This window comes from Nocardioides jishulii, from assembly GCF_006007965.1.
Classification (GTDB): domain Bacteria; phylum Actinomycetota; class Actinomycetes; order Propionibacteriales; family Nocardioidaceae; genus Nocardioides; species Nocardioides jishulii.
Genome location: NZ_CP040748.1, coordinates 1,963,698 through 1,990,167 on the forward strand (window position 1 = coordinate 1,963,698; position 26,470 = coordinate 1,990,167).

Below are 26,470 nucleotides of genomic sequence, written 5' to 3' on the forward strand. Positions count from 1 at the left end.
TCGCCTTCTCGTGACTGCCCGCGGCGTTGCTGCGTGGACGCAGCGCCGGCGTGCTGGTCACAGGTGATGACGCTGCCGGCAGCTTCCTCGTCGAGTGGGCGCGCACTGCGGCGTTCAACTCGGAGATCCTGCTTCTCTTCTACGTGGCAGCCAACCCCATCCGCTTCTCCAACGGTGTGCCGCTTGGCTACCTCACCGTGGTCGTGATGCAGGTCTACTTCGGGGTCATCACTGAACGAACTGCTTCACCATGCCCGAGACGGGCAAGATCGCGCCATCGTTTCACTGGCTAGTCACACCCGGCTTCTACGAGCTCGCGGCCTATGCCCTTGCCGCGGCAGCCGCCTACCAGATCAGCAGATGGCAGGACGTCAAGATTCACGGCAGGACGAGGGCAGTCCGGATCCAGCCGTCTCAGAGAGGCAGGAGAAGTCCCCAGGTGGGGTGGGGACTGGTCGTTGCCATGGTGGTGTTGATCGCGGCGAGCGGGTGGGAAGCCGGCGTCATCGTCGGACTCTGAAGCGGACCCGATCGTGGGATCCCGGCGGGTCCGCGCTGCGGGGTTTAGCGCGCGACGTCGATTGGGGATGAGAGTGTCGGGGGAAGGGACTGATCCGCATGGGCAACGCTGTCCGCTGGACCGTGATCGTCGTGCTGGGAGTGCACGGGCTCATCCATCTCCTCGGTGTCGCCAAGGGGTTCGGGTGGGCAGACGTTCCCCAGCTCAAGGGACCCATCGACGCCCGGAGGGGCGTTTTTGTGGTTACTGGCGGCCGTGCTCGTCCTGGCCACCGCCGTCCTGATCGTCCTCGGAGCACCCACGTGGTGGTGGTTGATCGCCGCGGCCGCCGCGGTGGTGTCCCAGCTCGCCGTCGTCACGTCGTGGAGCGACGCGAGGGCGGGCACCGTGCTCAACGTGCTCCTGGCCCTCGTCGCGGCCTACGGCTTCCTCTCGGTGGGGCCAACCAGCTTCCACGCCACGTGGGAGAAGCAGGCCACCCAGGCGCTCACGGACGCCGACGCGACACCCCCGGTGCTGATCGAGAAGGACCTCGCCGGATTGCCGCAGCCTCTCGCGACCTGCATCCGCCGCTCCGGGGCCGTCGGCAAGCCCCGGGTCACCAGCGTGTACGCCGACTTCCACGGCCGCATCCGCAGCAGCCCGGCCACCGCGTGGATGACCTTCACCGGCAGGCAGGTCAACACCTTCGGGGAGCGGCCGCAGCGACTGTTCCTGATGGACGCCACCAGGTCCGGGCTCCCGGTCACCGTTCTGCACCTCTACGCCGACGCGACCGCCACCATGCGAGCCAAGGTCCTCTCGCTGGTCACCGTCGTCGACGCCTCCGGCGCCGAGATGAACCGAGGCGAGACGGTCACCGTCTTCAACGAGCTCGTCCTCCTGGCGCCCGGCGCCATCGTCGACGCCCCGTCCGGTGGACGGCCATGGACGCCACGCACGTCCGTGGGTCTTCACCCTCGGCGACCAGACGGTCTCGGCCGAGCTCACGTTCAACACCTCCGGCGACCTGGTCGACTTCGTCTCCGAGGACCGGTCCCGCGCCTCGGAGGATGGGAAGTCGTTCGCCCCGCAGACTTGGTCAACCCCGCTGTCGGGATACCGCGACGCGGACGGGCACCGACTGCTCACGACGGGCGAGGGACGGTGGCAGGACCCACGGGCTGGTTCACCTACATCGAGCTCGAGTTCGACGAGATCGCCTACAACGTGCCTAGCGTGTAGGAGCAACACCCGACAGGAGTGCTGGGCATGCGGTTGAATCGAGTGGTCCCGACCATGATCAAGGGGTGTGGCCAACGGCTGCTGCCCGCCGGTCTCACCGCGATCTCCTACACCGGCCCGGTGTCGGGCCGTGCCGTCCGCGACGGCGCCCTGTACGACGTCGTCGGACACGTGCTGACGGGTCCCCAACGTTCCCCGGCCGCGGCGACGTACCTGGCGGCCCACCCCGCCAGCCGACGAGGCCTCGGTGCCTGGACGCCGGTGATCGCGTTCGAACGAGCGGAGTCCGCGTGAACAGCCGTAGCGCGGCAGGAGTGCTGCTCGTCGGCGTCGCCGGCGCGATCACGGGATGGCTCGTGCCCCGCGGACCCGTGACCACCGTCGAGGCGGTCACGGTCCTGCTGGTCATGGTGGCGGTGGGCCTGGTTGCCGGGTGGTCGACCCGCGCCCGATGGATCCTGCTAGCCGCACCTATGTCCTACGGGCTCGTCTTCGAACTGGTCCGGGTGCGGATCGACGGACCCACGGTGGACGGCATCTCCCTCGACGGCCTGTACGGCGTCATCGCGCTGGTCGGCGGCCGCGGGGTCGATGCCGTGCTGATGCTGCTGCCGCTGGTGGTCGGCTGCGGCTGGGGCCTGGTCCTGGCGCGACGGGTCGAGCCCTCCCCCGGTGCGCCCCCGCCTGGCGGGCGGCTGGTACGCCGTGGCGTCCTGGCGCTCGCCACCGTCGCGGTGGTTCTGCTGTTCGCCGGTCTGCTCCGACCTGCGTCGACCGAGCGCATCGTCGGTGCCGACGGCGACGAGGTGCCCGGCAGCATCGCCGAGCTGGTCGAGGTGCCGATCGGGGGCCACGACCAGGCGATCATGCTCCGCGGCGTCTCGACCGAGTCACCGGTCCTGCTGTTCCTCGAGGGCGGCCCGGGCGGGACCGGGATCGGCCGGATCCGCAACTCCGGGGAGGACCTGGAGCAGGAGTTCGTCGTCGCCACCTGGGACCAGCGCGGCACCGGCAAGTCCTACGACTCCCTGGAGCCCACCTCGACCCTGACCCTCGACCAGATGGTCCAGGACACCCTCGACGTCACTCGCTACCTGCGCGACCGGTTCGAGGAGCAGAAGATCTACCTCGTCGGCAGCTCCTGGGGCACCCTCATCGGGACGCTGGCGGTCCAGGACTCCCCCGAGCTCTTCCACGCCTACGTCGGCACCGGGCAGATGGTCGACCCGTTCGAGACCGACCAGCTGATGTACACCGAGAGCCTCCAGGACGCGGAAGCAAAGGGCGACGACGACGCAGCCGACACCCTGCGCGACCTCGGCCCCCCGCCCTACGACGACACCTTGGACTACCCGGTCGCCATCGCGTCCAATCCCAAGTGGATCGACTTCGAGCACGGTGAGGACTACGACCCCGATTCGGAGTACCCGACCAGCCTGTTCGTCGCCGAGTACACGCTCGTGGAGCAGCTGCGCGGGATGGCCGCCATCGCCGAGACGTTCCACGTCCTGTACCCGCAGTTGAGCGACACCAACTTCCGCGCCGACGTGCCACGTCTCGACGTCCCGATCTACCTGGTGGAAGGCGCCCACGAGGCGGCAGGACGCGAGACCGTGGCCCGGGAGTGGTTCGACGCCCTGTCCGCTCCGAGCAAGGAGTACGTGGTCTTCGAACGGTCGGGACACACCCCGCCGTACGACGAGCCGGGCCGGTTCGCCGACCTGATGTCCCAGGTCCTGGCCACGACCGGGGCCGGGGCCGGTGCACCGTGACCACCAGCCGGCGACCGGACGACCGCGCGAGCGTCGACCTGTACTGGCTCCCTCTGGGGGCCGGTGCCGGCGGTCAGTGCGTGCGGGGATGCGGCCGCCTCTACGAAGGACTCGCCGCCGCCCGCCGGCACCGGCAGCGCGCCGACCTTTACCACTCGGCCCTGGTCGTCCACCACGACGGACACGACCACGCCATCGAGATGGCACCACCGTCATGAGCTAGAAAAGCCCAGGAAGTCGACATCCACCTGGACCATGCTCGGCGTCTCCCGCGTTCGTGGGGCGGCCCGACCCTCAGGCTGGCAGGCTGACGAATGACCGACCAACCCGGGGGGCGATGAAGCGCGTGAGACGTTTGTGGAACGGGATCGTGCATCCCGCTCGGATCGTGCCTCTCGCGTTCCTTGCGGCAGTCCTGCTCGGCGCTGTGCTGCTCTCGTTGCCGATCTCGACCCCCGGTCCGACCCGTCCCCCGGTCCTGACGGCCGCGTTCACCAGCGTCTCCGCGGTGTGCGTCACCGGCCTGACCACGGTGGACACCGCGACGTACTGGTCACCGTTCGGACAGGCCGTCATCGTGGGTCTCATCCAGGTCGGCGGGTTCGGGATCATGACCTTGGCGACACTGCTGGGGATGCTCGTGGGCAGCAAGTTGCGCCTCAGGTCTTCGCTCATCGCCCAGGCCGAGACCCACACCCTCAACATCGGCGACGTCCGTCATGTCGTGCGCCGCGTCGCCATCACCATGCTGGCGTTCGAGGCCGTCTTCGCGATCATGCTGGCGCTGCGCTTCCGTGCCCGGTACGGCGACACCTGGGCCGAGGCGGTCTGGCACGGCGTCTTCCACTCGATCTCGGCATTCAACAACGCCGGGTTCGCGCTCTACTCCGACAACCTCATGGGATTCGTCGACGACGCCTGGATCATGTTCCCCATCTGTGTCGCCATCGTCGCCGGAGGCATCGGCTTTCCGGTCCTGTTCGAACTAGGCCGTCGCTGGCGACAGCCGCGGGCATGGACGGTGCACACCCGTTTGACGGTCTACGGATCCGTGGTCCTGCTCGTCGCAGGGATCGGCGCGTTCCTCGCCCTGGAATGGACCAATGGAGGCACCCTCGGCGGCCTCACCGCGTGGGGCAAGATCGTCGGTGGCGTCACCGGCGGCGTCGTGCCCCGGACGGCGGGCTTCAACAGCATCGACTACGGCCAAATCACACCCGAGACCATGGCTGTCAACTACGTCCTCATGTTCATCGGCGGCGGCTCAGCCGGCACCGCCGGCGGCATCAAGGTCACCACCTTCTTCCTCCTCGCCTTCGTCATCTGGTCCGAGGTACGCGGCGAGCGCGACACGAACATCGCCCATCGAAGGATCGGCGGCGACACCGTGCGCCAAGCCCTCACCGTCGTCCTGCTGGCTCTCGCCGCCATCGCCGTGGGCACCATGGCGATCCTGCTGGTCACCGACTACACCCTCGACGTGGTCCTGTTCGAGACCATCTCCGCATTCGCTACCGTCGGCCTGTCCACCGGCATCACCCCGAACCTGCCCCCTGCTGCCGAGATCACCCTCATGGTGCTCATGTACGTGGGGCGCGTCGGCACCATCACGGTGGCCTCAGCGCTCGCACTGAAGTCCCGCCACCGCCACTTCCACCTGCCCGAGGAGCGACCCGTCATTGGCTAAGTTCAGGAATCCCGCCTCGACCACAGTGCTCATCATCGGCCTCGGCCGGTTCGGCTCCGCGGTCGCCGAGTCCTTGGTCGGCATGGGGCACGAGGTCCTGGCCATCGACGAGAACCAGGCCCTGGTCGACCGATGGGCCGATGAACTGACCCACGTCGCACAGGCCGACACCACCGACGACGAGGCGCTCCGCCAACTCGGCGTGGCCGACTTCGAGCGGGCGGTGGTCGCGATCGGCACCGACATCGAGGCCAGCGTCCTGACCGTCCTCGCGCTCGCCGAAGCTGGTGTCCCCGACATCTGGGCCAAGGCCATCACTCGCAAACACGGCGCCATCCTCGAGCGGGTCGGCGCCCACCACGTCATCTACCCCGAGCACTCCATGGGCGAGCGCGTCGCCCACCTGCTCACCGGCAGGATGATCGACTACATCGAGTTCGACGACGAGTTCTCCATCGCCCGCACCCTGGCGCCACCCTTCACCTGGGACAAGACGCTCGCCGAGTCAGCACCGCGCACCAAGCACGGCGTGACCATCGTCGGGGTCAAGCGCACCGGCGAAGACTTCACCTACGCCCGCCCCGAGACCACCGTGACCCGCCACGACCACCTCATCGTCTCCGGCCCCACCCGCGTCGTGGAAAAATTCTGCAACATGCACTGACGCCTCTCGTGCCGGGGGGATGCCTGCCGTCCCGTACGAGGAGCACTGATGTCGCCGCGCGCTGCGTCGTACCCGCCCTTGGGCGCCTATGCAGAATGTCGAGACCGCGCACCATGGCACCGCTAGGAACGTCAGCCGCCTGGCTAGCGTGTTACATATCTGGTACACAGCGAGCCGCATTTCTGACGTTTGCGCGCAGGTCAGCATGGGTCAGTCAGTACTACCACTTCTGGTCCCAGCTCGACCGATCTCGTCGTCCGTGCGTCGGCGGCCGGCTTCCGCACCCTGGTACTCCCGCACTTCGCCGTCTCACTATTTCGTCGGCGCACGGACCAAGCTGACACTGCCGCTGAGCCGGTCTTCCCCACCCGCAACGGCACCTGGCACCAGGTCACCAACGTGGAACGCCTGTGATGCCCAGGCACGTTGGTCGAGAACTTGCGACGACACGATCTGAGATCGCGGATGGGTGAAGGCCTCCCGGTGTGGAGTGGAGCTGTCTAAGGAACCGCTCCGCCACCCCAAGGAGGCCTTCATGCCCCACGCTACCCATGCCAACGCAGCCCTGACCCCGCGTGCCCAACTTCGGCTGGCACGCCTGATCGTTGACCACGGCTGGTCGCCCGCACGGGCCGCCGAGCGCTACGACGTCTCGTGGCGCACCGCGAAGAAGTGGGCCGAGCGCTACCGCGACGAAGGCCCGGACGGGATGCATGACCGGTCCTCGGCCCCGCACCACCAGCCGAACCGCACGCCCGCGCCGGTGGTCCGCAAGATCGTGCACCTGCGCTGGAAACAGCGGCTGGGACCAGTCGAGATCGCCGACCGGTTGGGCAGGGCGTCCTCGACCGTGCACGCGGTCCTGGTCCGGTGTCGGATCAACCGACTCACCCACATCGACCGGGCTACCGGTGAGGCGATCCGGCGCTACAAACACGAACGCCCCGGTGACCTGATCCACGTCGACGTCAAGAAACTCGGTCGGGTTCCCGACGGCGGCGGTTGGCGTTACGTCGGCCGTAAACAGGGCAACCGCAACCGTGCCGCCACGCCCGACCTGCCGCGCAACAAGTGGCGCAACCCACTCGGCGGGACCTGCTACCTGCACACCGTGATCGACGACCACTCGCGCGTGGCCTACGTCGAGGCCCACGACGACGAGACCAAGGAGACTGCCGCAGCCGTACTGCGCAACGCTGTCGCCTGGTTCGCCGACCGCGGTGTCACCGTGAAACGGGTGCTATCTGACAACGGCAGCTGCTACAAGTCGAACCTTTGGAACCAGACCTGCGCCGAGCTGGGCATCACCCCGAAGAAGACCCGCCCCTACCGCCCACAGACCAACGGCAAGATCGAACGCTTCCACCGCACCCTGGCCGAGGGCTGGGCGTTCAAGAAGTTCTACAGCTCCGAGGCCGCGCGACTCGCGGCCCTGCCAGCATGGATCCACGAGTACAACCACCACCGGCCCCACTCGGCCATCGGGAAACACTCACCCATCACCAGGTTGGACAACCTGGCTGGGCATCACAGCTAGTTGGCCGTTCTAGCTCAAATGCGAACCGCCCCCGACACTGCGTTCTCCGCAGGTCAGGGGCGGTTCTTCGGTCGGGCTGACAGGATTTGAACCTGCGACCCCCCGGAGAAATTCGGGGCGTTTTGGACCTTGACGATCAACACCGGAAACAGCGGGTGGGACTGCAGTAGAGAGCGTGACGGATCGCCCATGCAAGCTCGTACTTGTTACCGAACTTGTCCGTCTCTCCCCCAGGCCTAGGTGACACGTCGACCCCACGATCACTTTCAACTGGCTCGAACGCCGGTAGGGCGATATCGAGCGCAGACTAGCCGAAGGGCGTCATTGGCGGCTGCACGGATGCGTGAAACTGTCACCCGTTCGCGCAACAGACCCGCTTCGCGAGAGTGCGTCTAACCCCCGCCTATGAACCCCATCGGGTCAACCACTCACGCCGATGAGCGGGCGGCGCATGCGCGGATCAGTCCCCGATCCAGAAGAGGGCTGAGCTTGGATCTCTTGAGCACTCCTCAGCCAAGATTCGCAGGCGAAGTAGTCCCCTCTGCTCCGGGCCGCCCTCCGCCATCGTGAGGGCACGGGCGCAGTCGGCAATGACACGTGCCATGGCCCCGGACGGCATCTTCGTTTCCCCGAAAGGGTCCACCGATTCGAGGACCGGCAACCCACCCGGCACCAGGCCATATGGAGGCTGATCAACGAACCGGTCGAAATCGCCAGCCGCGTCGAAGGTTCCGCCGGACGGGTCGGGCAAGCCCGTTCGCGCACGCCCCGCCTGATCGCGGAGTTCGACGTAGATGCCCACCTGGCCGATTCTCGTGGGCGGCGTCCCTTGCCGTCGAATGCATAGCCTGCGCTCATGCAGCAGAGAGCGTGCGCTGCGGCAATCCGGACCTACCGCGATGAGTGGTGTGCGGCCGTGAGTCATTCCCCCGCCTGGGCCCCGAGAGCTTCCGCTCCCGCCGGAGTGATGGGGCTGAGAACGGGTTGAAGAAGTAGAGAGTAGGCGCCGTCTATGTGGCCCTTGTGAGTACATCGGCTCATGCCGCTCGTCGCGTACCCGGCCTACCGTCAATCATGGCTCGAGACGAGGAAGTGACTTCACTGGAGGAACTGCTGTCGCCTCCATCGGTTCTGGCGCCTCGGCGACCACCAGGACCGGGGCTGTTCGTCGGCTGCCTGGTCGCCGCGGTCGTTGCCTTGGCATGGTTCCCTCGGGTCATCTACCTGTTCTTCCCGCTTCCCTGGACCTTCTGATGTGGCTGTTCGGGCAGTGATAGCAGGAAGTGCAATCCGAAGTGCTGCGTCCTTCCCCCGCGAGACGACCACAGATTTGCCGAAGATGAACCTCCCGTTCGGCGGACCTTCGGCTCGTCGCTGTCGTACGTTGCACGGGTGGAGAGCGAATTGCTGGAGCGCGAGTGGCGCCTGCTCTTGAAAGCCGACCCCGCAGCGAGGGCCGCGCTGGCGGCGACCAATCCTCACGCCGCCTACGAAGCGATCAGCTGGTCGCGAAACGACCTACTCGACGACCCTCAGATGCCCCATGTAGGCGCCATCTTTTGCGCCTGGGCCGAACTTGAAGACCTCTACGAGATCGGCCGCACCTCCCCAAACGAGTTCCAAGCGATCGTCCGTATCGCGATGGACAGGTGGCTGTCGCGCCCAGCAGTGCAGTCCAGAGCCTGGATTGAACGGTGGGTGACCGACACCCGTGGCGTCGTTGCAGCACGGTTCAAGGAAGACGGAACCATCCTCGACGGCAAGCCGGTCTGACGCGCAACGGTAGGGCCCGGCCTTATGTGAGTCACTTCCCCGCGAATGATCTGGGCGCCCCTCGAAATCCGAAGTCACACCTCGGGCCAGAGGCAATCGTGGCACTTGGTGCACCTACGGAGACAGGAGTGGTCATCCGGGCCACCTCGTCTCCGGGAGTCAGTCATGGCCACCACCTCACGACGCCTCGTGTCCCTGAGCGAAGCAGCAGAGATCCTCGCCGTGTGCCCCAAGACAGTCCGCCGCTATGTCTCCGAGGGGCACCTCGAAGCGGTTCGTCTGGGCAGTAAGACCTTGCGGATCAGAGTCGAGTCCATCGAGCGGTTCATCGACGCCTGCCCAGTCGGGGGCGGCTCGAAGCGGCTCTCGCGATGATGCCAACCGCCGGGATCCGACTTCAAAGTGAGGGGTGTGAGCGACCTCACGAGAGGGGCAAACGGGGACATCTACGCCTGATCCTTGTTCCCCGTATGTTCCCCGAAACGGAAAGAGCCCCTCGAAAGGGGCTCTGACCTGCGGTTTTACGGTGGGCGATACTGGGTTCGAACCAGATATTCAGGCCCCTTCTCAGGAGCCACAAATGAGCCACAAACACGCTCTGACCTCCGGGTTTACCGCACCCACAACTCCCACAGTTGTGGACTCTGAAGACCACGAATACCCTCTTTAAGACCACGCCTAGACCACGCAGAGACCACGAAACGAAGGGGTTCAGCCCCATGGCTCGGACCAGCAGACGCTCCTTCGGGGCGATCGAAAAGATGCCAAGTGGGCGCTACCGAGCGCGCTACACCGACCCCTATGGTCGCCACGCGGCCGATGGCTCTCAGATGCGCCACAACGCACCCTTCAGCTTCGCAGCCAAGGCCGATGCAGAGGCGTGGCTCGTCGACGAGCGACGTCTGGTGACGGGAGGAGACTGGACGCCACCTTCCGAAAGACTCGCAGCGCGCAGGCAGGCCTCGCCCACCATGGCCGCGTACGCACCCACGTGGCTTGCGCAGAGGAAGGTCAAGGGACAGCCCCTGGCCGATCGAACCCGCGACCACTATCAAGACCTCCTGGACCGATTCATCCTGCCCAGGTTCGCGGACGTCGAACTGAAGCACATCTCCCCCGAGTCGGTTGCACTGTGGTACGACACCCTGGACAAGCCGACCTACCAGGCGCACGCCTACTCCTTGTTGCGCGCGATCATGCGCACCGCAGCCGACCCCACGAAGAACAACGGCTCCCCCCTCATCCCCTACAACCCGTGCGGGATCTCCGGCGGCGGATCGTCGGGCGGCAAGCGCAAGATCAAGCCAGCGACCGTGGAGGAGATCGTCACGATCGTCCAGAACATGCCGGACAAACACCGCCTCATGGTGATCCTGGCCGACAGTTGTGCCCTCCGTTTCGGCGAACTGGCCGAACTGCGCCGCATGGACGTCGACACGAAGAACGCCGTCATCCACGTACGTCGCAGCGTCGTCCGGTCCAAGTCCGCGGGGGTCGTCGCCAAGGCACCCAAGAGCGAGGCCGGCATTCGCGATGTCCCCATCCCGCCCGACATCCTCGAGGCCGTGATCGAACATCGAAGGGAACACGCGGCACCGGGACCCCAAGGGCTGATGTTTCCCGGCTCCGGCGGTGGCCATCTCTCCCCCAGCGCCTTCTACGGCAAAGTCTCAAAGAAGCGACGTGGGAAACCCGACACCACGGGATGGGGTTGGTACGAAGCTCGTCGTCTAGCAGGACGCGAAGACCTCCGCTTCCACGACCTCAGACACGGGGCACTCACGGAAGCAGCTCGGCACGGCGCGACTCTGGCGGAACTCATGGCACTCGGTGGTCACTCCACCAGCCAGGCCGCCATGCGCTACCAGCAAGCTGCTTCCGATCGCCTTGCAGAGCTGGCTCGGAAGCGTGCCGAAGCACGGGGGTGGACCGCGAGTACGGACTGAACCAACTCACGAGCCCGGTTGGCCCGGTGGCGTCGCAGCCGAAGAGGCCAATCCTCACGGCTTGGACAGCCGTAACCAGTTGCTCGACTCAATGTGACTGCCCCAGCGCCGATCACTCCGCGGTTCTCCCCGCCTGTGCCGCCTGCCGCGGATATGCTCACGCATTGAGGAATGACCTCGCAAGCCGGCGGGTCAAGGGTTAGGGGAAAGCATGACCGCCCAGGTCGCGACAGCGCCAGACGTGCAGGCCAAAGTCGAGGAGCAGCTCGTGAAGTCCCGGCACCGGGTGAAGACGTACGGCGAGGTCCTGACGCCCCGACACATGGTCGACCGCATGCTCGACCTGGTGCAGAAGGACTTGGAATGCGTCGACAGCACCTTCCTAGAGCCGTCAGCCGGCGACGGTAACTTCCTGATCGCGATCCTGGAGCGCAAGTTGCAGGCCATCGAGCGCAGTTACCCATACGGGAAGTGGCCCGAGGCCTCGCTGTTCGCCTTGGCCTCGATCTACGGCATCGAGCTGCTGGAGGACAATCACAAGGACGCCAAGTTGCTGATGCTCTCGACGTTCCTGCGCTTTCACAAGGAGCGCGAGGTGCCCTGCGGGCCACGGACGAGCCTGTACCGGTCCGCTGCCTTCCTTATCGACACCAACGTCGTCCGTGGGAACACCCTCACAGGTCTAGACTGGCGGGCCAGTGAGATCCAGCTCTCCTGGTGGCACCGGGTCGAGGGCCTGCCTGGGATGGTCCAGCGGGAGCCGTTCACGTTCTCCTCACTGCGCGAGGGGGCCCTCGACTTCAACGTCTACCCGGACTACGAGCCTTGCCCGATCGAAGAGGTACACGAGCAGGGCGGCTCGAATGGCTAGTCCGAAGATCGAGACCTACCGCGAGATCATCCCGCTGATCTACTCGTGGAAGACCCCGGACGTCCCCAAGTACGAGGGCTGGGAGAAGATCGGGTACACCGAGCAGGCGACTGCCGACGCCCGAATCGCGCAGCAGGCGAGCCAGATGTCCATCATTAAGGAGAAGGTCTGGGCGCGCCGGGCCGTTTTCACTTCAGAGGCGGGCGGGCGTTTCACCGACACCGACTTTCATGCATTCCTGCTTCAGCAGGGGGTGGAGCGGGAGCTCAAGCCGAAGCGGACAGAGTGGCACAACTTCGCCGACGCCCCCAGGAAGTCAATCGACTACTTCAACGACTTCGCGGGCCAGGACTTCTCCGCGATCCAGCGTGTCGACGTGATGGAGGACTACACCCTGCGGCCCGAGCAGCAAGCCGCGGTTGACCAGGCTGTGGCCGCATTCACGGGCGGCAAGCCCGAGGTGCTCTGGAACGCCAAGCCACGCTTCGGCAAGACGCTGACCACCTACGACCTCATGCGCGCACTGGAGGTGCAGAGGGTCCTGATCGTCACCAATCGTCCAGCCATCGCGAACGCCTGGTATGACGACTTCACGCAGTTCATCGGCCACAAGACCACCTTCCGGTTCGTCTCGGAGTCGCCCTCCCTGGACGGCCGATCGCCCATGACCCGCGAGCAGTGGCGGGCGTACTCGCTGGCCCACCAGGACACTAACCCGCGCATCGTGGAGTTCGTGTCACTGCAGGACCTCAAAGGCTCGCAGTACTTCGGCGGCTCCTACGACAAGTTGCGCCACATCGCGCAGTTCGACTGGGACCTGCTCGTCATCGACGAGGCACACGAAGGAATCGACACCACCAAGACTGACGTCGCCTTTGACCAGATCAAGCGCAAGTGGACGCTGCACCTGTCCGGTACGCCCTTCAAAGCGCTGGCGAAGGGCAAGTTCGAGCAGGACCAGATCTTCAACTGGACCTACGAGGACGAGCAGGCCGCGCGCAAAAACTGGACCCCCCAGAACGGGGAGAACCCTTACGCCGCGCTGCCGACGCTCAACCTGCTGACTTACCAGATCTCGCGGATGATCACCGATCGTCTGGCGGAGGGTGTGGCGACCGCCGAGGACGAGGCGAACATCGACTTCGCATTCAACCTCAACGAGTTCTTCGCGACCAAGAACAACGGCTACTTCGAGCACGAGGACGAGGTCGAGAAGTTCCTCGACTGCATGACGACGAACGAGAAGTACCCGTTCTCCACTCCAGAGCTGCGCGACGAGATCCGCCACTCCTTCTGGTTGCTCAACCGCGTTGCCTCAGCGAAGGCGCTCGAGCGCATGCTCAAGAAGCACGAGGTCTTCAAGGACTACACAATTGTTCTCGCTGCCGGTGACGGGCGCCCGAACGACGACGACGCGGACCCGGTGGCCGCTGGCAAGTCGCTCGACAAGGTGCGCCAAGCGATCGCTGAGGCAGAGAAGGCCGGCGGCAAGACCATCACCCTCTCGGTCGGCCAGCTCACCACCGGTGTCACGGTGCCCGAGTGGACCGCGGTTATCATGCTCTCGGACTTGTCCTCGCCGGCCCAATACATGCAGGCGGCGTTCCGGGCACAGAACCCCTGCACCTTCGAGCGTGGCGGGCAGGTCTTCCAGAAGCAGAACGCCTACGTCTTTGACTTCGCCCCCGAGCGCACGCTCACGATCCTCGACGCTTTCGCCAACAACCTGCACCCCAACCCCTCGGGTGACCCGGCAGTGCGTAAGGAGAACATCCGCACGCTGCTCAACTTCTTCCCGGTGCTCGGCGAGGACGCCGAGGGTCGGATGATTGAGCTCGACGCGTCGCAGGTTCTGACGTTCCCGCAGATCTTCAAGGCCCGCGAGGTAGTACGCCGAGGGTTCCTGTCGAACCTGCTGTTCGCCAACGTCGGCGGCATCTTTCGCTACACCGAGCACGTCAAGGAGATCCTCGACAAGCTCCCCACGGTAAAACAGGGCAAGGTGAAGGCGGACGATCCCATCGAACTCCCGCAGCCCCCGCCGGTGACCGACCCGGAGGGCAAGGTCGACGTCAACGCCATCACCGAGACCGTGATCAACCCCAAGGTCGAGGAACTCGGCAAGCCGGTGTACCGCATCGAGGACATCCTGATCCCCGAGCCCGACGCACCCGCCGCGACGGCTGCAACGGCTATCGCCAAAGCCGTCACGGAGCAGACCCGCGCTAAGCGCGAGCAATTGAAGGACGAGTACGGACTCACGGTTGCCCAGGTCGACAAGGACATCAAGAAGACCGAGCAGGCCGTCAAGGACCAGGTCGAGCGCGCCTACACCGACCACAACATTGTCAATAAGCACATCGAGAACGAGCTCAAGAGCGCGGCCACCGAGGCGGAGGCCGGTGCCATCGCTTCGAAAAAGGCCGAGCAGGACGAGGCGTTCAAGGCGAGCATCCTCTCCATCGTCGAGAGCACGATGGAGAGGATCGTGCCTCAGGTGGTCACGCGCGAGGAGACCAAAAAGGAGCAGAGGCGGGCGAACAAGACCATCGAGGACGCACGTTCACACCTGCGGGGCTTCGCTCGCACGATCCCGATGTTCCTCATGGCCTACGGCACCCGCGACCTCCGGCTCTCCAACTTCGACGACTACACGCCCGACGACGTGTTCGAGGAAATCACCGGGATCACAGAGGCGGAGTTCCGGCTGCTGCGCGACGGTCAGGAAGTCGCGGAGAAGGACGGGACCGTCACTAAGGTACCGGGCCTGTTCGACGAGGGCGTCTTCAACCAGGCCGTCCTGGAGTTTCTCGACAAGAAAGAAGCTCTCGCCGACTACTTCGACGACGCTCAGACCGAGAACATCTTTGCTTACATCCCACAGCAGAAGACCTCACTGGTCTTCACGCCACAGGCTGTCGTGAAACTGATGGTGGACACCCTCGAGGTCGAGAACCCCGGCATTTTCTGCGACCCTGAGAAGACGTTCGCGGACCTGTTCTCAACGGCCGGCCTGTTCCTCATGGAGCTAGTACGTCGCCTCGACACGGGCCTTGCCGAGGCATTCCCCGACCAGGACGAGCGGCTAGGACACATCATGTCAACGCAGCTGTTCGAGATGAGCCACAACGAAATCCTGCACCGCATCACGATCGAGGCTGTCTCCGGCGGGGTCCCAAAGCGCAAAGAGTGGCTCACCGAGTCCGGACACTTCCGGGTAGGCAACCTCGCAAACATGAGCGCCGCGGACCGTCAGGCGATGGTCGACGAGATGCTGCAGAAAGGCAACTGACGTGAACAAGAAGTTCGACGTCGTGATCGGCAACCCTCCCTACCAGGAGGATTCAGTCGGCGAATCGACCCACAACATGCCCATCTACGACAAGTTCATGGACGCGGCATTCGAAGTTGGCGACCAGGTCGTGCTCATCACGCCGGCACGCTTCCTCTTCAACGCGGGGTTCACGCCGAAGACATGGAACGAGAAGATGCTCGCGGACGAGCACCTGCAGGTAGCTCACTTCGAGCCCGATTCGAATCGACTCTTCCCAGACCTGACCGACCCGATCAAGGGCGGAATCGCCGTCACGCATCGCGACGCCGGACGCAAGCTCGGCCCGATCGGCTTTTTCACCCAGCACCCGCAGCTCAACGCCATCCTGAGCAAGGTCGAAAGCTCGGGGGCTGACTCGCTGACGGATCTGGGCATCACCAACGATCGACAGCACCGCTACACCGACAGGATGCACGAGGAGAACCCGACCGCCCGGTCGTTGATGTCCGCGGGCAACCCGTACAAGCTCGACGCCGGCGCCTTTGACCGTCTCCCGTTCCTCTTCCACGAGAAGCCGCCGTCGGATGGTTTCGACTACGTCGAGGTGTACGGCCTGTCCGGACGGAAGCGCACGACTCGCTGGCTCCGTCGCGACTACATCACTGGACCCCCGTCGTTCCCCGCCTACAAGGTCGCAGTTCCAGCCGCGAACGGGTCTGGATCGACAACCGACTTCTTTGGGGTCGCCTTGAACAACCCGACCGTGCTTGGGCCGGACGTGGCGGTTACAAGCACGTTCCTCACGATCGGGGCCCTTGGGGCCAAAGCCAACGCCGACGCACTGCTGAATTACGTGAAGTCGAAGTTCGCTCGCGCGATGTTGGGCATCCTCAAGGTGACACAGCACAACGCAGCTCACACGTGGCGCTACGTGCCGAAGCAGGATTTTTCGGCCGGCTCGGACATCGACTGGTCCAAGTCGATCCCAGAGATCGACCAGCAGCTCTACGCGAAGTACGGACTCGACGAAGGCGAGGTCGCCTTCATCGAGGAGAAGGTCACGCCCATGGAGTGACGCGGACGGGGCAGTCCGTCTGGTCTAAGCGCCGAACAGTTGGATGGCATAAGACCGCTCATGAATGAAACGGGTGGACTGGTGGCCACAGGTATCGAAGCCCCCTTGCGAGGGACTCGGCCCGGCTCGATCAGGGTGTCTACAACAGCCTGAAGTGGACGACAACGTCCTCACAGACGTCGCATCGCGGACGGTTGTTTGTTTCCCGCCCTCCCTCGGTCTCGCCATAGCCCACCTGCCGAGCTGCAGCAGGGTCAGAGCCCAGATTTTGATCGCGTCCCACGCCAGCACCACGGCGACAAAGCTCAGCCAGGTGGGTACCTCGGCCGCCACCGCACTTGCCGCGACCTTCGTCGCCACAAGCAGCCCTGCGACCAGGGCGCCTTGCACGGCACAAGTGCATAGCGAGGGGCACGGCTTTACCCGCCTGATGAGCAAGTTCGAACGTGCGTACACCTGCAGTCAGCCGCGCGCGCGGGTGACCCTGAGCGGCGGATCGCCCGTGATCTTGTAGCGGTCGCGGTAGGGAGCCACCGATGAGGCAGCCAGCCATTGGCTGCGGTCCATGGATCCGCTGGCGGCTCCCCCAGCGTTCGCACCAGGGTTTGCCGCTCGTCATTGCCCGATCGACGAATTCACGCACGCTAGTTGAGTCCCCAATAGTGGCCTAGCCGGTTCGGTGTGCTCACGACGGCGTTGATCCCGCCGCTGTGGCAAGCCGTCCACGACTCGGACGCATAAGCAGCAACGCGCGCGGCACCCGCGTGGAGGCTCCTGCGCGTTGGACACACCAGCCCTGGGGTGGCTGACCAACTCCGAAGGCGTCCCGCGTGATGTCCGAATCCGCGGCTCTGACACGCCGACGCTTTTCGAGCGGGCTGAACGGCGTGGTGTGCTCTCTGAGATTCATCTATGTCTGTACCACCCAAGCCAGCATCCTCTTTGGCTGACACGAACCCGCTCCTGCCACCTACTCCGAGCGAGTTTGGCGCTTCTGGTAACCGCTTGAAGGCTAGAGCGAAGCCCAGGCGAAGTACGGGGCAGCACGCTGCTCGTGAGGCAGTTGCCAACCGGCAATATTCCTCGACTCAGAGGGCTCAAAGAAGAGGCGGTGCTCAGCCCACAGATGTGGATAGAAGTTGCGAAACACGAAATCGACGAATCGGTGGGGGTGCATGGCCGCAATGCACGGCAAGCGGCACGAAGAAGAAATCATTGTCAGGTGGCTCTCGGGATGCATTGCTTTGGCGGACTTCGGATCGAAGTCGAACCTAATCGGCGATCGCAAGTACGGCGAACTGTCCGAGTACATGTCAACAATTGATTCCAAGGGATCGCCCATCTCAAGGAGATCAGTGTCGAGATCATATGGACACGGAACATAGGCGAGACGATGGCCAACTACCTCGCCGCCCTCGATGTCATACGTCATCTGCAGCAATGCGCCGTCAAGCAAAATCGCAGTGAATGCGCGACTCTCGACCCAAGTCAGATACTGCGCCACTGTCGCATCGGTTCGATCTGCGAGTAGTTTGGAGTCCTTCTTGATCTGGAATGTAACCCGTTCGCCGTCTTCCCTGAGTGTATTTACGGCGATAACTAGTTCCGCCCCGGAAAGATAATCGAGGGTGTTCTTAATCTCCGTGGCGGCGGATCGAACGGTATCCACTTAGTCTCTCTTATGGACGTTTGCGAATCGAGTTCGAAGAGCGGGTGGGAGTGAGTCGAAATCAATTTCCCCACGCTCGGCAATCTCCAAGTACTTTGAGAATGCTTCTGCTGCCTCGTCCTTCAGTGTCTCCGGGTCAACCTCTCGGTATGTCTCGCGAATCACAGCTAGTTCGGCCTCTGTGGGGATAGTGAAGTCGAGACGGTAGCCCTTGGTTGCAGTTTGTGCGACCTCGTCTTGGATTTCCTTCATCGTGTCGCCGTGCCCGGTGATGCGAACCCATGCCCGACTACGCGTGATCGCCGTGAAAAGCGTGTTCCGTGCGGTGAGTACGTCGAAGTCTCGATCTGCGCGGTGGGAATCAACGGCATACACCATTGGGGCTTCGTTGCCCTTTGCCCGGAAAATGTGTGCAACAGCCACGCTGTCGTTACGGAACACCTCATCAACGCTCGTACCGACGCCCACGAGGTGGCTCGGAATGTCGCGTGCGCGGAGTTGCCGCGCCAACTTTGCGTATCGACTCTTGGACGTGTACGCATCTGGAAGGACGATCAGGATGTCATCGAACTCCAACTCGTCAACGCTGAGGTTGGTTTGGATCTGGTCCGCAATCCAGGAGTCCTGCTCTGCTTCGGTCTTGAAGCCGTGCGCCACCACTGCATCCGAGGGCTTGACGAGTTCCTTGAAGTAGTCGGGGGAACTCTGCTGGTCACGACTGAGAGATACAGGAGATCCGAAGTCCAGGGCACCCCGATGCACCTCGTATCCGATGTCCCGCCACAGAGATGGGTCATCCGGGTGCTGCACAAGTCCCTCATCGCGATACACGCCGAGCCCCAGCGCGTGTGCGGTCGCCAGTGCCTGTGGCGTATTGCGGTAACAGATCGGCAGCACGATGTCTCGACGCGGGTCGTTTGGCCCCGAAGCAAGGTTGATCAGTGACTCGCCATTGGGGCCGAGCCCGAAGAGTTCGTCGGTGCTCGGCATGACGGACTCGGAAAGTTTCTGCAGTTCGTCGTAGCCCCAAACGATCCGCTTCGGGTCCTTGGTGAAGAGGTAGACGAGCTGGAAGAACTCGGGTGGGAGATCTTGGGCTTCGTCGATCAGAACGGCATCGAAGATGGGCGTGACCGTGCGGGCCTTCGCCACTTCCAGGAGTTCGATACAGATTCCTCGGAAGGCGTCGTCCATACCATACGTCCCCCGCGCGTAAGACCAATTTCGAGGCTCTTCGCCCAGCGCGTTCGCTATCAGGCTATAGACACCGGGCTTGCTGTTCGAGCCCCACGAGTGGGCGATCTTCAGTTGCGTGTAATCGGGCCGGTCGTTGCTGTGCTCGAACGTGAAGCGGGTGACGAGATCCTCGATCTGCTGGTACAGGGCGCGCGAGTGGAAGGTGAGCGCGATGTTCCAATCAGGATGTTGGGTGTGGAGGTACGCCGCTTTCAAGGCGAGAACCACCGTCTTACCGGAGCCCGCCAGCCCTCTGATTCGCTGGGGACCCTCCGGGCTCTCGATCGCCGCGCTCTTCTGCCACCTATCGAGATTGGCGATGCCCTTCTCGATCTCCTTCATGATTGCGCCGCGCGATGAAGGCTTGACGACACCGGCTCGCTTCTTGGTCGGCTTGATCGTTGCGACTCGTTGTAGAGCCGCCTGCAATGCCTGCTGGACCGAGGTGTCGATGCTCTTTCGCTGAGCAAGCCACGCTTCAAGTCCGTTGGTATCTCCGAAGTAGCCAGGTTCTCGAGACACATCCAGATTCGGCGCGAGTGGGGCAGGGAAGAGCGTGGCGGTGTCCGGGGTCACCGCCAAACCGCGACCCGCGCGAAGCGACTCGTGCCTGCCGAGATGGCTTTCGAGAACTCGGTACAGACGGTCCTGCTCGTCAACATATCCAACAAGTTCCGTCTGGCTGGACGGCTGAGTGCCTGCGAGCACGAAGGCGACTAAACCTTGTTCGGGGCTCACCAGCAGGCCGTCGACATTCACCTTGTCGTCGGCTGTGGCGAGGACGGGGTACCCCAAATACAAGGTGCCGTCGGACACGAGCGGCCTAAGCGCCGAGGCCAATGCCTGCGCTGCGAGTCGCGAACGACTTTCGCCCTGGACGACTTCGAGTGGCACGACGTACTCCCTGCTGTTGGCGTTGCGCGGGGTCGAGCCTACCGGTGGTTGTGCTCCGTCGTTGGGCGTCCTCCACACCCCGCATGCGTGTCGAGTCCGCGCGTAGGGCACCTACTCGGTGGCAATCAGACGATCTCCTCGGCCTAGACGAACAGGCTGAACTGCCAGGCTCCGGCCGGTCGTCGAGCAACTCGAAGTGTGTGCCCGCCACGTGGAGTGGTTCACAAACGCTGGCCTCGGCTCCGTCGAGCTATTCAATCGCTCCGCGCAACGACGACGCCAGCGAGGTCCTCGGATGGCGATGCGGCGGCAACGGGGGTCGTTGGTTGTAATGCTCGGTGCGGTCATGGGCCCGACTATGCACCAGTGAGTGACGCGGTCAGAGCGTCACGAATCGATCAGAGGCGACGACGCCAAGGCGCGGCCAGGGAAGCAGCCAATGAGAACCGCTATCGCGACCCACGCCATCTTGATCGCGTCCCAAGCGAGCACCAGAACGACGAGGTTCAGCCAGCCCGGCGCACCGGCCGCCACGGCGCATGCCACAGCCTTCATCGCCACCAGCAAACCTGCGGCCAGGACGACGAGCGTGGCGCAGGCGCGCAGCGTGGGCCGCGACCTTTGTACCTGCCTGATCAGTACGTTCGAAGGTGCGTAGACCAGCAGGTAACGGTGCGCGCGGGCGACCGCCAGCAGAACCGGGAGAGCGAGCAGCATGATCATTGCGGCGGCCTTTCGTGGAGGAACACGCCCGTCTACGACGGCGGTGTCGGCGGTGCCACCCCCGACACCCGAGCCTGTGGACAACCGGCCTCCCAACGCCCCTGTGGACCAGAAACGGCGTGCAGCGCAGGCACAGGTCGGCCGCGCGGAGATTCAGCCGTCTGCGACAGCCGAACTGCCTCGCGCAGGGCGCTGTGCGCCCGTTGACGGTCCGCGTGCTGGGCGTCGTTCGTCGCTCCGTTGCCGAGCGGCAGGTCACCAGTGATCTTGTAGCGGTCGCGGTAGGCAGCGACAGATGACGCAGCCAGGATCCAACGACCTCGATCGACCGAATCCGTTGGCTGCTCCCCCAGCCTTCGCACCCAGGGTTCGCCGCTCGCGATGCCCCGGTCCACGAGTTCCCGCGCACGTGCTTCGATTAACGCCTTGCGCTCGTCCACTGCCCGATGATCTTGCGCGCTCATCGCCCCCAGAGGCTCGGCAATCAGCCCAGCAATCAGCCTCGGACGCAGTCGGCATCCACGCGGTGCCACGGAGGCAGCCTTCTCAACGCGGTAGCGGAGCACCGCGGCGATGTCACTGGCATCGCCCAGGTCGTGTTGACCAACCACGCGCGGCACCAGGTGCTCGAGGTCGTGATGGTGGGCCTCGGCTCCGCGGAGCGCCGCGGTGAGGGGTCCGAACGCGGAGGACTCCACCACTGCAGTGTGCTGGTCCGTGGTCAGCCCGGATCGGCTCAATAGGTCGACGAAGCGGTCGTGTTGTGCCTCTGCGGCGATCGTTTCGAGTTCCGCGGCGATCCGGTCGATCCCCCCGTGGGTCTCGTACTCGACCGCGATCGTCTGGTGCGCCGACAAGCTGGCGCCCGTGTGCTGGAGCACTCCGAACAACACCGTCCTCGCGCTCACCTCATCAGGCTCGGGCGTGGTGTGGCTGTCGTCGGGTTGGTCGAGGGCGACGTACGCGATGTTCGATTCTCGGCCACGCGTCATCGACACGTACAGGTTCTCTCGTGTCGTCCTCGGTGTGACGACGACGTGGGACGTGTCGACGGTGATGCCTTGGGCACGGTGCGCGGTCACCGCGTACCCGAGGTCAAGGTGCTGGCCGACGTACTCGGCCGGCAAGACCGTGCCGGCGCCTCGTGCGTCGAGGCGTCGCACGACCGCGGAGCCATCCCGCCGGATGTCCGTGACGCGCCACCGGTCGCCGTTCTTGACCCAGCCACCCGGCATGGTCCGGAGGGTGCGGTCGTTGCGGCGGGTGATGACGACGTCACCGACCGAGGCACGGCTCCCGTCAGCGAGGTCCACCTCCCGAGGGTCCACGACCCCGTCGCTCATGATGCGTTCGGCCCGCGCGCGCTCGTTGAGCGCACGGACGGCGTGCGCAGACTCCGTGACGAGGACGCTGGCCAACCCCGCGTCGCAGTCCTTGCGCCAGGCCTCGTACGCGGCGTCGAGCATCTCGTCGGTGAGCCCTTCGCGGATTCGATCCTGTTGGGCATACGCAGAGATCACCTCGACCTCCCCTTCGCGGAGGGAGAGGGTTGCTGCCTTCTCCCATTCGTGGCGGAAGCGATGGAGATCCTGGAGTTCGGGGGCGTCCGGACGCCGGTCGACCAGGAGCGCGAAGACGCCACCGGCCTCGACCGACTGCAGCTGGTGTGGGTCGCCGACGAGTAGCACCTTGGCTCCCGCCGCCGTGGCGATGCCGGTGATCCGGTCGAGCGTTGCCGTGCCCGCGAGCGTGGCCTCGTCGATGATCACCAGCTGGCCCGTACGCAGCTCCGTGCGGCCACGGTCGTACTCGTGGAGCCACTTGGCCGTGTTGTCGCACGCGATGCCTAGGTCCTCGGACAGCGCCTGGGCAGCTGCCGCCGAGGGTGCCAAACCCACCACGCTCCCCCGCCCATGCTCGACGATCCAGGCGGATCGCAGGGCTCCCATGGTCGTGGTCTTGCCCGAGCCGGCTGGCCCCACGAGGAGGTCGACGGAGCGTCCCGAAGCGGTGATGCTCACGACGGCGGCCCGCTGTTCGGGGCTGAGTTCGCGATGCTGCTTGGTGAGCACCCGGGCCACCACGGATAGACGAACAACCGGCCCGCCCGTGGTTTCGGCTCGGTCCAGGAGACGCGCCTCGGCCTCGATCACGGTGGTGGAGGAGTACTTCACCGAGTGGCGCGGCCGGAACACGCTTGTCCCGTCGTCGCGCTGCAACCGCACCGGACTGATCGCGAGCTCGGGAGGCGTCAACGCCACCGAGCCGGTCTGGGCCGCGTCAACGATCATCGCGACCACAGCCTCGCGTTCGGCCGCGGTGGCGAAGCGCAGATCCATCGTCTGCTTCGACGCCTCCGCCATCAGGTTCCAGTGACTCCACACGGCACGCTTCTCGCTGACCGCCGACACCACATCGCGGGCGATGGCCTCCACCGCGACAAGAGGGACATCCTCAGCAGCCAGGAGCGATGATCCGCCACCGAGCAGCGTCGCCGCCCACGCGGTCGCGTCACGTCCCATCCGGGCTTGGGCCCGCTCGCGCCACTCCCCCGTCAGGTCCGCCAGCGACCGCGTCTCCTTCGCGGGGCGCGTGGCCAGGGTCGCCTGAGCGCGCAGTTCGACGATCTTCTTCGCCGACGGCATACGCCCCTGGTCCGCGACGTACGCCGCGATGAGTTCGTCCTTCTTCTTCTCGATCTCGCGGGTGCGCCCCGAGAACTCGGTGACCAGGTCGTCGCCGACGCCGACGATCTCCCACTGCGAATTGCGGTCGGCCCCACGCTGACGTCGTTCCCACTCCACCCCGACATCTCGGGTGAGCCGGTCCGCGAGCAGCGCGTTGTAATGAGCCGAGAGACCCGTGACCGAGGCGTACACCGGTCGACCGTCGAGACTGCGCCACCGTCCGTCGCGCAGCGTGAGGACCTTGTTCGACACCACCAGATGCGTGTGGAGTTGAGGGTCACCGGCGCGGGAGTCGTAGTGGTCGTACGCCACCGCAGCAACTCCTGCGACCCCCACTTGGGCGATGGCTCCGTCGCTGTCGGCGAGCCCGGTACGGGTGGCCGCCACCTCACGCTCGAAGAAGGCGAGCACGTGGGCGACTGCTTCATGGTGAGCGTTGACGATGCGTTCCTTGGTGGCGGCGTCGGCCACACCCCACAGCACCGATACCGACTTCGGGACGCTGAACGTCAGGTCGAAACCAGCGACGGCGTGCCGCATCCCGGCAGCGCTTTCTTCGGCTTCGATCCGCGAGATCTCTGCGGCGCACTCCTCCTCGTCCAGGCCTGGGTCCAGTCCCGTGACCCGCTCGTCGACTCGTGCGGCCAGCTTCTTGTAGGTCGGGTAGGCGAGCCCGAGTTGGTCGCCGGACACGGGATCGCGTCCCATCCCGATCAGCAGTGCCAGTTGTGCCTCACTCACCTGCATTCCGACGCGCAGGTGGCCGCCGCCCAGCGCAGCGAGTCCGGAGCCCATCCAGCGGCCGGGAGGAGTACCTGTCTCGGAGTAGTACCGCGTGAGCGGTGTCGACAGGGCGCGGTTGCCGTCTCCCGCCGCGACGCTGCGCAGGAGATAGCGGTAACCGGTGCCTGCTGACATCCGGCGCATCGAGACAGTCACGGCCGATTCCCTTCCACAGCCCTCAGGTGCGCGTACTTATCCACAGACGCGGAGGAACTCGTCCCACGGCACCCGCGGAACCCGTCAACCTGAAGTGGATTCGCCGCAGTACCCCTCGACTTGCAATACGTGTGAAAGCGAGAAGGGGTGTGATCGCGAGCGGAGGAACCTGACGACGACGAGGGCGGTGGACGTTCGGCGGGCTAGGCAGGGCTGGGACGGCTGGCGTACCTGTCAGGAGATCGGGATCGCTGAGAAACGAGGGTTCCCCAACGAAGACAGCGTCCCTACAGTGAGGAGCAGACGATGCGGGCACAACCTGCGGGAAGTCGTCACACCTCAGGCCACACGGCAGAGGAAGTAGGACAACACACCATGACGATTCGACTCGGGCTCATCTCATGGGCGACTGGCGCACTCGTGTTGGCCGCAGTAGCCGCCTGCAGTGACGACACCACCAATGCGCCGAGCGCCACACCCACGCCCAGCGCAACGAGCGTGGCCCCCTCCCCGACGTCGTCTCCGTCTCCGACCTCTCCCTCGGATGCAGCGAGCGACGCCGCGACCAGCGCGATGCGGTCGTACTTCACAGTGGTCAGTGAGGTAGGCCAGGACCCGAAGTCCCCTCTCAAGCGGTTGGAGACCGTGGCCACGAGTACGCAACTCCAAGCCCTTGAAACACTCCACCGAGGCCAGCGTGACCGGGGGCGACGTCAGACCGGCTCCACGGTGATCAGCGAGTTCACGGTGCAATCGGTGAACCTCGACAACTCCGATCCCGGAGCGGGCAAGGTTCCGACGGTGGTCATCGACGTCTGTTGGGATGTCAGCGGTGTCGACGTGCTCGACCGCAATGGCACATCGGTCGTTTCCCCCGACCGCCCCGACACCGGGTGGACGCGTTACAGCGTGGCGAACTACGACTACGCCGACGACCCGAGCGGCGGGTGGCGAGTAGCCACCGGCCAGGACCTCAAGGAGGAGCCATGCGCAGCCTCCTGAGCCGGATCCTGGCGATCGGTCTCGTCGTGGCGCTCTCCTTCTTCGTGCCGACAATCGCGTACGCCGACACCACCTGTGGGCAGACGCATCCGGAGACCGGCGAATGTCTGATCTGGGTGGAGGTGCCCGGCGCACCTGGGACACCCGGCAAGTCGGGCGACAACGGCCCGAAGGACACCGGTGCGGGCGCCGCCTGCTACTGGGACGGAAGACCCCAGAAAATCACAAAGCCGCCACCTGGCCCTACCCCCTGTTCAGCGCCCGAGGGCTATTGGTCGAACAGCCACCAGTGCTACATCAGCCCCGTGGCCCCTCCGCCCCCAGCAGGCGACCCGGCATGGCAGGGACACGAACCCGGAGACGGCGGCGTCTACCACTGCTATCAGCCGCAGTCGGACCTGGCCATGACCTTCTGGGCCCAGGATCCCCCACCGAACTCCGGCGCCGGTCCAACACCACGTGAGGTGGCGCAACTGGCCATCGAGCGGATGCACCTGTCGGCCATCGACCTCGGTATCGCGCCCGAACCAGGCCCCGAGAGCGTCGGCCTCGTCGGCATGCCGGTCTGGATGTGGGCGAAGGCGCCCAACGAGCACACCTTCGGTCCGCTCTCCGAAACGGCCTCCGCCGGGGGCGTCAGCATCACCGCGACCGCGAACGTCCTGCACGTCACGTGGGACATGGGCGACGGCGCCAAGATCGTCTGCGACACCGCCGGGGCGCCGTACAAGGCGTCGTACGGGCTGAAGCAGTCGCCCAATTGCGGCCACACCTACACACGATCCAGCGCGCACGAGGCCGATGACGCCTACACGGTCACCGCCACGTCGAGCTGGGTCATCACCTGGTCGGGCGCCGGCCAGACCGGCACGATCCGACTCAACGGACTGGTCCGCTCGACGCAGATCCGGATAGGCGAGGCGCAGGTACTCGTGAACTGAAGCGAGCTGCGCGGGAGGTAGGACGCATGTCGACCA

At 65.0% G+C, this 26,470-nt stretch carries 21 protein-coding genes and 1 pseudogene; 17 read left to right on the forward strand and 5 right to left on the reverse strand.

Features of this window, described 5'->3' with window-relative positions:
- Window positions 1-250: 250 nt before the first annotated feature.
- The 9 genes and pseudogenes from FCL41_RS09240 to FCL41_RS09275 all read left to right on the forward strand — a co-directional run bounded on the left by FCL41_RS09240 (window position 251) and on the right by FCL41_RS09275 (window position 7,404).
- On the forward strand, window positions 251-520 hold the full coding sequence (locus tag FCL41_RS09240; RefSeq protein WP_137065763.1) for a hypothetical protein: 270 nt from the start codon (window positions 251-253) through the stop codon (window positions 518-520).
- A 513-nt stretch (window positions 521-1,033) separates the two neighbouring features.
- Window positions 1,034-1,417: pseudogene (locus FCL41_RS17795) on the forward strand (DUF6544 family protein); the annotation flags it as partial.
- A 19-nt stretch (window positions 1,418-1,436) separates the two neighbouring features.
- A complete protein-coding gene (locus FCL41_RS17800) occupies window positions 1,437-1,781 on the forward strand; it encodes a DUF6544 family protein (protein WP_420846576.1) in 345 nt (114 codons plus the stop codon).
- Window positions 1,772-2,038 carry a hypothetical protein gene (locus tag FCL41_RS09250; RefSeq protein WP_137065765.1) on the forward strand — a complete coding sequence of 89 codons (267 nt, stop codon included), beginning with the start codon at window positions 1,772-1,774 and terminating at the stop codon, window positions 2,036-2,038. Before FCL41_RS17800 ends, FCL41_RS09250 begins: the two co-directional genes overlap by 10 nt.
- Window positions 2,035-3,516 carry an alpha/beta fold hydrolase gene (locus tag FCL41_RS09255; protein WP_137065766.1) on the forward strand — a complete coding sequence of 494 codons (1,482 nt, stop codon included), beginning with the start codon at window positions 2,035-2,037 and terminating at the stop codon, window positions 3,514-3,516. Before FCL41_RS09250 ends, FCL41_RS09255 begins: the two co-directional genes overlap by 4 nt.
- On the forward strand, window positions 3,513-3,734 hold the full coding sequence (locus FCL41_RS09260; protein WP_137065767.1) for a hypothetical protein: 222 nt from the start codon (window positions 3,513-3,515) through the stop codon (window positions 3,732-3,734). Before FCL41_RS09255 ends, FCL41_RS09260 begins: the two co-directional genes overlap by 4 nt.
- A 170-nt stretch (window positions 3,735-3,904) precedes the next feature.
- Window positions 3,905-5,203, forward strand: a complete 1,299-nt coding sequence (locus FCL41_RS09265) for a TrkH family potassium uptake protein (protein ID WP_239021596.1) — start codon at window positions 3,905-3,907, stop codon at window positions 5,201-5,203.
- Window positions 5,196-5,867, forward strand: a complete 672-nt coding sequence (locus FCL41_RS09270) for a potassium channel family protein (RefSeq protein ID WP_212723118.1) — start codon at window positions 5,196-5,198, stop codon at window positions 5,865-5,867. The genes FCL41_RS09265 and FCL41_RS09270 overlap by 8 nt, the downstream gene beginning before the upstream one ends.
- Window positions 5,868-6,402: 535 nt before the next feature.
- The gene (locus FCL41_RS09275; RefSeq protein WP_137065769.1) at window positions 6,403-7,404 is read left to right on the forward strand and encodes an IS481 family transposase; all 1,002 of its coding nucleotides are present in this window, start codon (window positions 6,403-6,405) and stop codon (window positions 7,402-7,404) included.
- A 460-nt stretch (window positions 7,405-7,864) separates the two neighbouring features.
- On the opposite strand, the gene FCL41_RS09280 is transcribed toward FCL41_RS09275, so the two are convergent.
- A complete protein-coding gene (locus tag FCL41_RS09280; RefSeq protein WP_137065770.1) occupies window positions 7,865-8,206 on the reverse strand; it encodes a hypothetical protein in 342 nt (113 codons plus the stop codon).
- 590 nt (window positions 8,207-8,796) lie between these two features.
- Here FCL41_RS09280 and FCL41_RS09285 point away from each other — a divergent pair.
- The 6 genes from FCL41_RS09285 to FCL41_RS09310 all read left to right on the forward strand — a co-directional run bounded on the left by FCL41_RS09285 (window position 8,797) and on the right by FCL41_RS09310 (window position 16,343).
- Window positions 8,797-9,177, forward strand: a complete 381-nt coding sequence (locus FCL41_RS09285; RefSeq protein WP_137065771.1) for a hypothetical protein — start codon at window positions 8,797-8,799, stop codon at window positions 9,175-9,177.
- Window positions 9,178-9,342: 165 nt separating this feature from the next.
- Entirely contained in the window at window positions 9,343-9,552 is a 210-nt protein-coding gene (locus FCL41_RS09290; RefSeq protein ID WP_137065772.1) for a helix-turn-helix domain-containing protein, read from the forward strand.
- A 344-nt stretch (window positions 9,553-9,896) separates the two neighbouring features.
- Entirely contained in the window at window positions 9,897-11,123 is a 1,227-nt protein-coding gene (locus FCL41_RS09295) for a tyrosine-type recombinase/integrase (protein WP_137065773.1), read from the forward strand.
- Between the two features lie 211 nt (window positions 11,124-11,334).
- Complete coding sequence (locus FCL41_RS09300; protein WP_137065774.1) at window positions 11,335-11,994, forward strand: DNA methyltransferase family protein; 660 nt, start codon at window positions 11,335-11,337, stop codon at window positions 11,992-11,994.
- On the forward strand, window positions 11,987-15,286 hold the full coding sequence (locus FCL41_RS09305) for a DEAD/DEAH box helicase (protein WP_137065775.1): 3,300 nt from the start codon (window positions 11,987-11,989) through the stop codon (window positions 15,284-15,286). The genes FCL41_RS09300 and FCL41_RS09305 overlap by 8 nt, the downstream gene beginning before the upstream one ends.
- Window position 15,287: 1 nt before the next feature.
- The gene (locus FCL41_RS09310; protein ID WP_137065776.1) at window positions 15,288-16,343 is read left to right on the forward strand and encodes an Eco57I restriction-modification methylase domain-containing protein; all 1,056 of its coding nucleotides are present in this window, start codon (window positions 15,288-15,290) and stop codon (window positions 16,341-16,343) included.
- 1,012 nt (window positions 16,344-17,355) lie between these two features.
- Here FCL41_RS09310 and FCL41_RS09315 read toward each other — a convergent pair.
- The 4 genes from FCL41_RS09315 to mobF form a co-directional block, all read right to left on the reverse strand.
- On the reverse strand, window positions 17,356-18,012 hold the full coding sequence (locus FCL41_RS09315) for a DUF2290 domain-containing protein (RefSeq protein WP_137065777.1): 657 nt from the start codon (window positions 18,010-18,012) through the stop codon (window positions 17,356-17,358).
- Window positions 18,013-20,142, reverse strand: coding sequence for a DEAD/DEAH box helicase (locus FCL41_RS09320; protein ID WP_137065778.1), 2,130 nt, complete (start codon window positions 20,140-20,142; stop codon window positions 18,013-18,015).
- Between the two features lie 387 nt (window positions 20,143-20,529).
- On the reverse strand, window positions 20,530-20,865 hold the full coding sequence (locus FCL41_RS09325) for a hypothetical protein (RefSeq protein ID WP_137065779.1): 336 nt from the start codon (window positions 20,863-20,865) through the stop codon (window positions 20,530-20,532).
- A gap of 32 nt (window positions 20,866-20,897) precedes the next feature.
- Window positions 20,898-24,491, reverse strand: coding sequence for a MobF family relaxase (gene mobF / locus FCL41_RS09330; protein ID WP_212723119.1), 3,594 nt, complete (start codon window positions 24,489-24,491; stop codon window positions 20,898-20,900).
- A 375-nt stretch (window positions 24,492-24,866) separates the two neighbouring features.
- Here mobF and FCL41_RS09335 point away from each other — a divergent pair, with 375 nt between their 5' ends.
- Both FCL41_RS09335 and FCL41_RS09340 read left to right on the forward strand, forming a co-directional pair.
- A complete protein-coding gene (locus FCL41_RS09335; protein WP_137065780.1) occupies window positions 24,867-25,493 on the forward strand; it encodes a hypothetical protein in 627 nt (208 codons plus the stop codon).
- Window positions 25,478-26,434 (forward strand): hypothetical protein, encoded by a 957-nt coding sequence (locus FCL41_RS09340; protein ID WP_137065781.1) that lies wholly within the window; start codon window positions 25,478-25,480, stop codon window positions 26,432-26,434. Before FCL41_RS09335 ends, FCL41_RS09340 begins: the two co-directional genes overlap by 16 nt.
- Window positions 26,435-26,470 lie beyond the last annotated feature (36 nt).

Coding starts and splice junctions, on each gene's coding strand:
- FCL41_RS09250 (WP_137065765.1), top strand. CDS start 1,772: ATGCGGTTGAATCGAGTGGTCCCGACCATGATCAAGGGGTGTGGCCAA.
- FCL41_RS09300 (WP_137065774.1), top strand. CDS start 11,335: ATGACCGCCCAGGTCGCGACAGCGCCAGACGTGCAGGCCAAAGTCGAG.
- FCL41_RS09335 (WP_137065780.1), top strand. CDS start 24,867: ATGACGATTCGACTCGGGCTCATCTCATGGGCGACTGGCGCACTCGTG.
- FCL41_RS09340 (WP_137065781.1), top strand. CDS start 25,478: ATGCGCAGCCTCCTGAGCCGGATCCTGGCGATCGGTCTCGTCGTGGCG.
- FCL41_RS09325 (WP_137065779.1), bottom strand. CDS start 20,865: ATGATCATGCTGCTCGCTCTCCCGGTTCTGCTGGCGGTCGCCCGCGCG.
- FCL41_RS09295 (WP_137065773.1), top strand. CDS start 9,897: ATGGCTCGGACCAGCAGACGCTCCTTCGGGGCGATCGAAAAGATGCCA.
- FCL41_RS09240 (WP_137065763.1), top strand. CDS start 251: ATGCCCGAGACGGGCAAGATCGCGCCATCGTTTCACTGGCTAGTCACA.
- FCL41_RS09275 (WP_137065769.1), top strand. CDS start 6,403: ATGCCCCACGCTACCCATGCCAACGCAGCCCTGACCCCGCGTGCCCAA.
- FCL41_RS09305 (WP_137065775.1), top strand. CDS start 11,987: ATGGCTAGTCCGAAGATCGAGACCTACCGCGAGATCATCCCGCTGATC.
- FCL41_RS09290 (WP_137065772.1), top strand. CDS start 9,343: ATGGCCACCACCTCACGACGCCTCGTGTCCCTGAGCGAAGCAGCAGAG.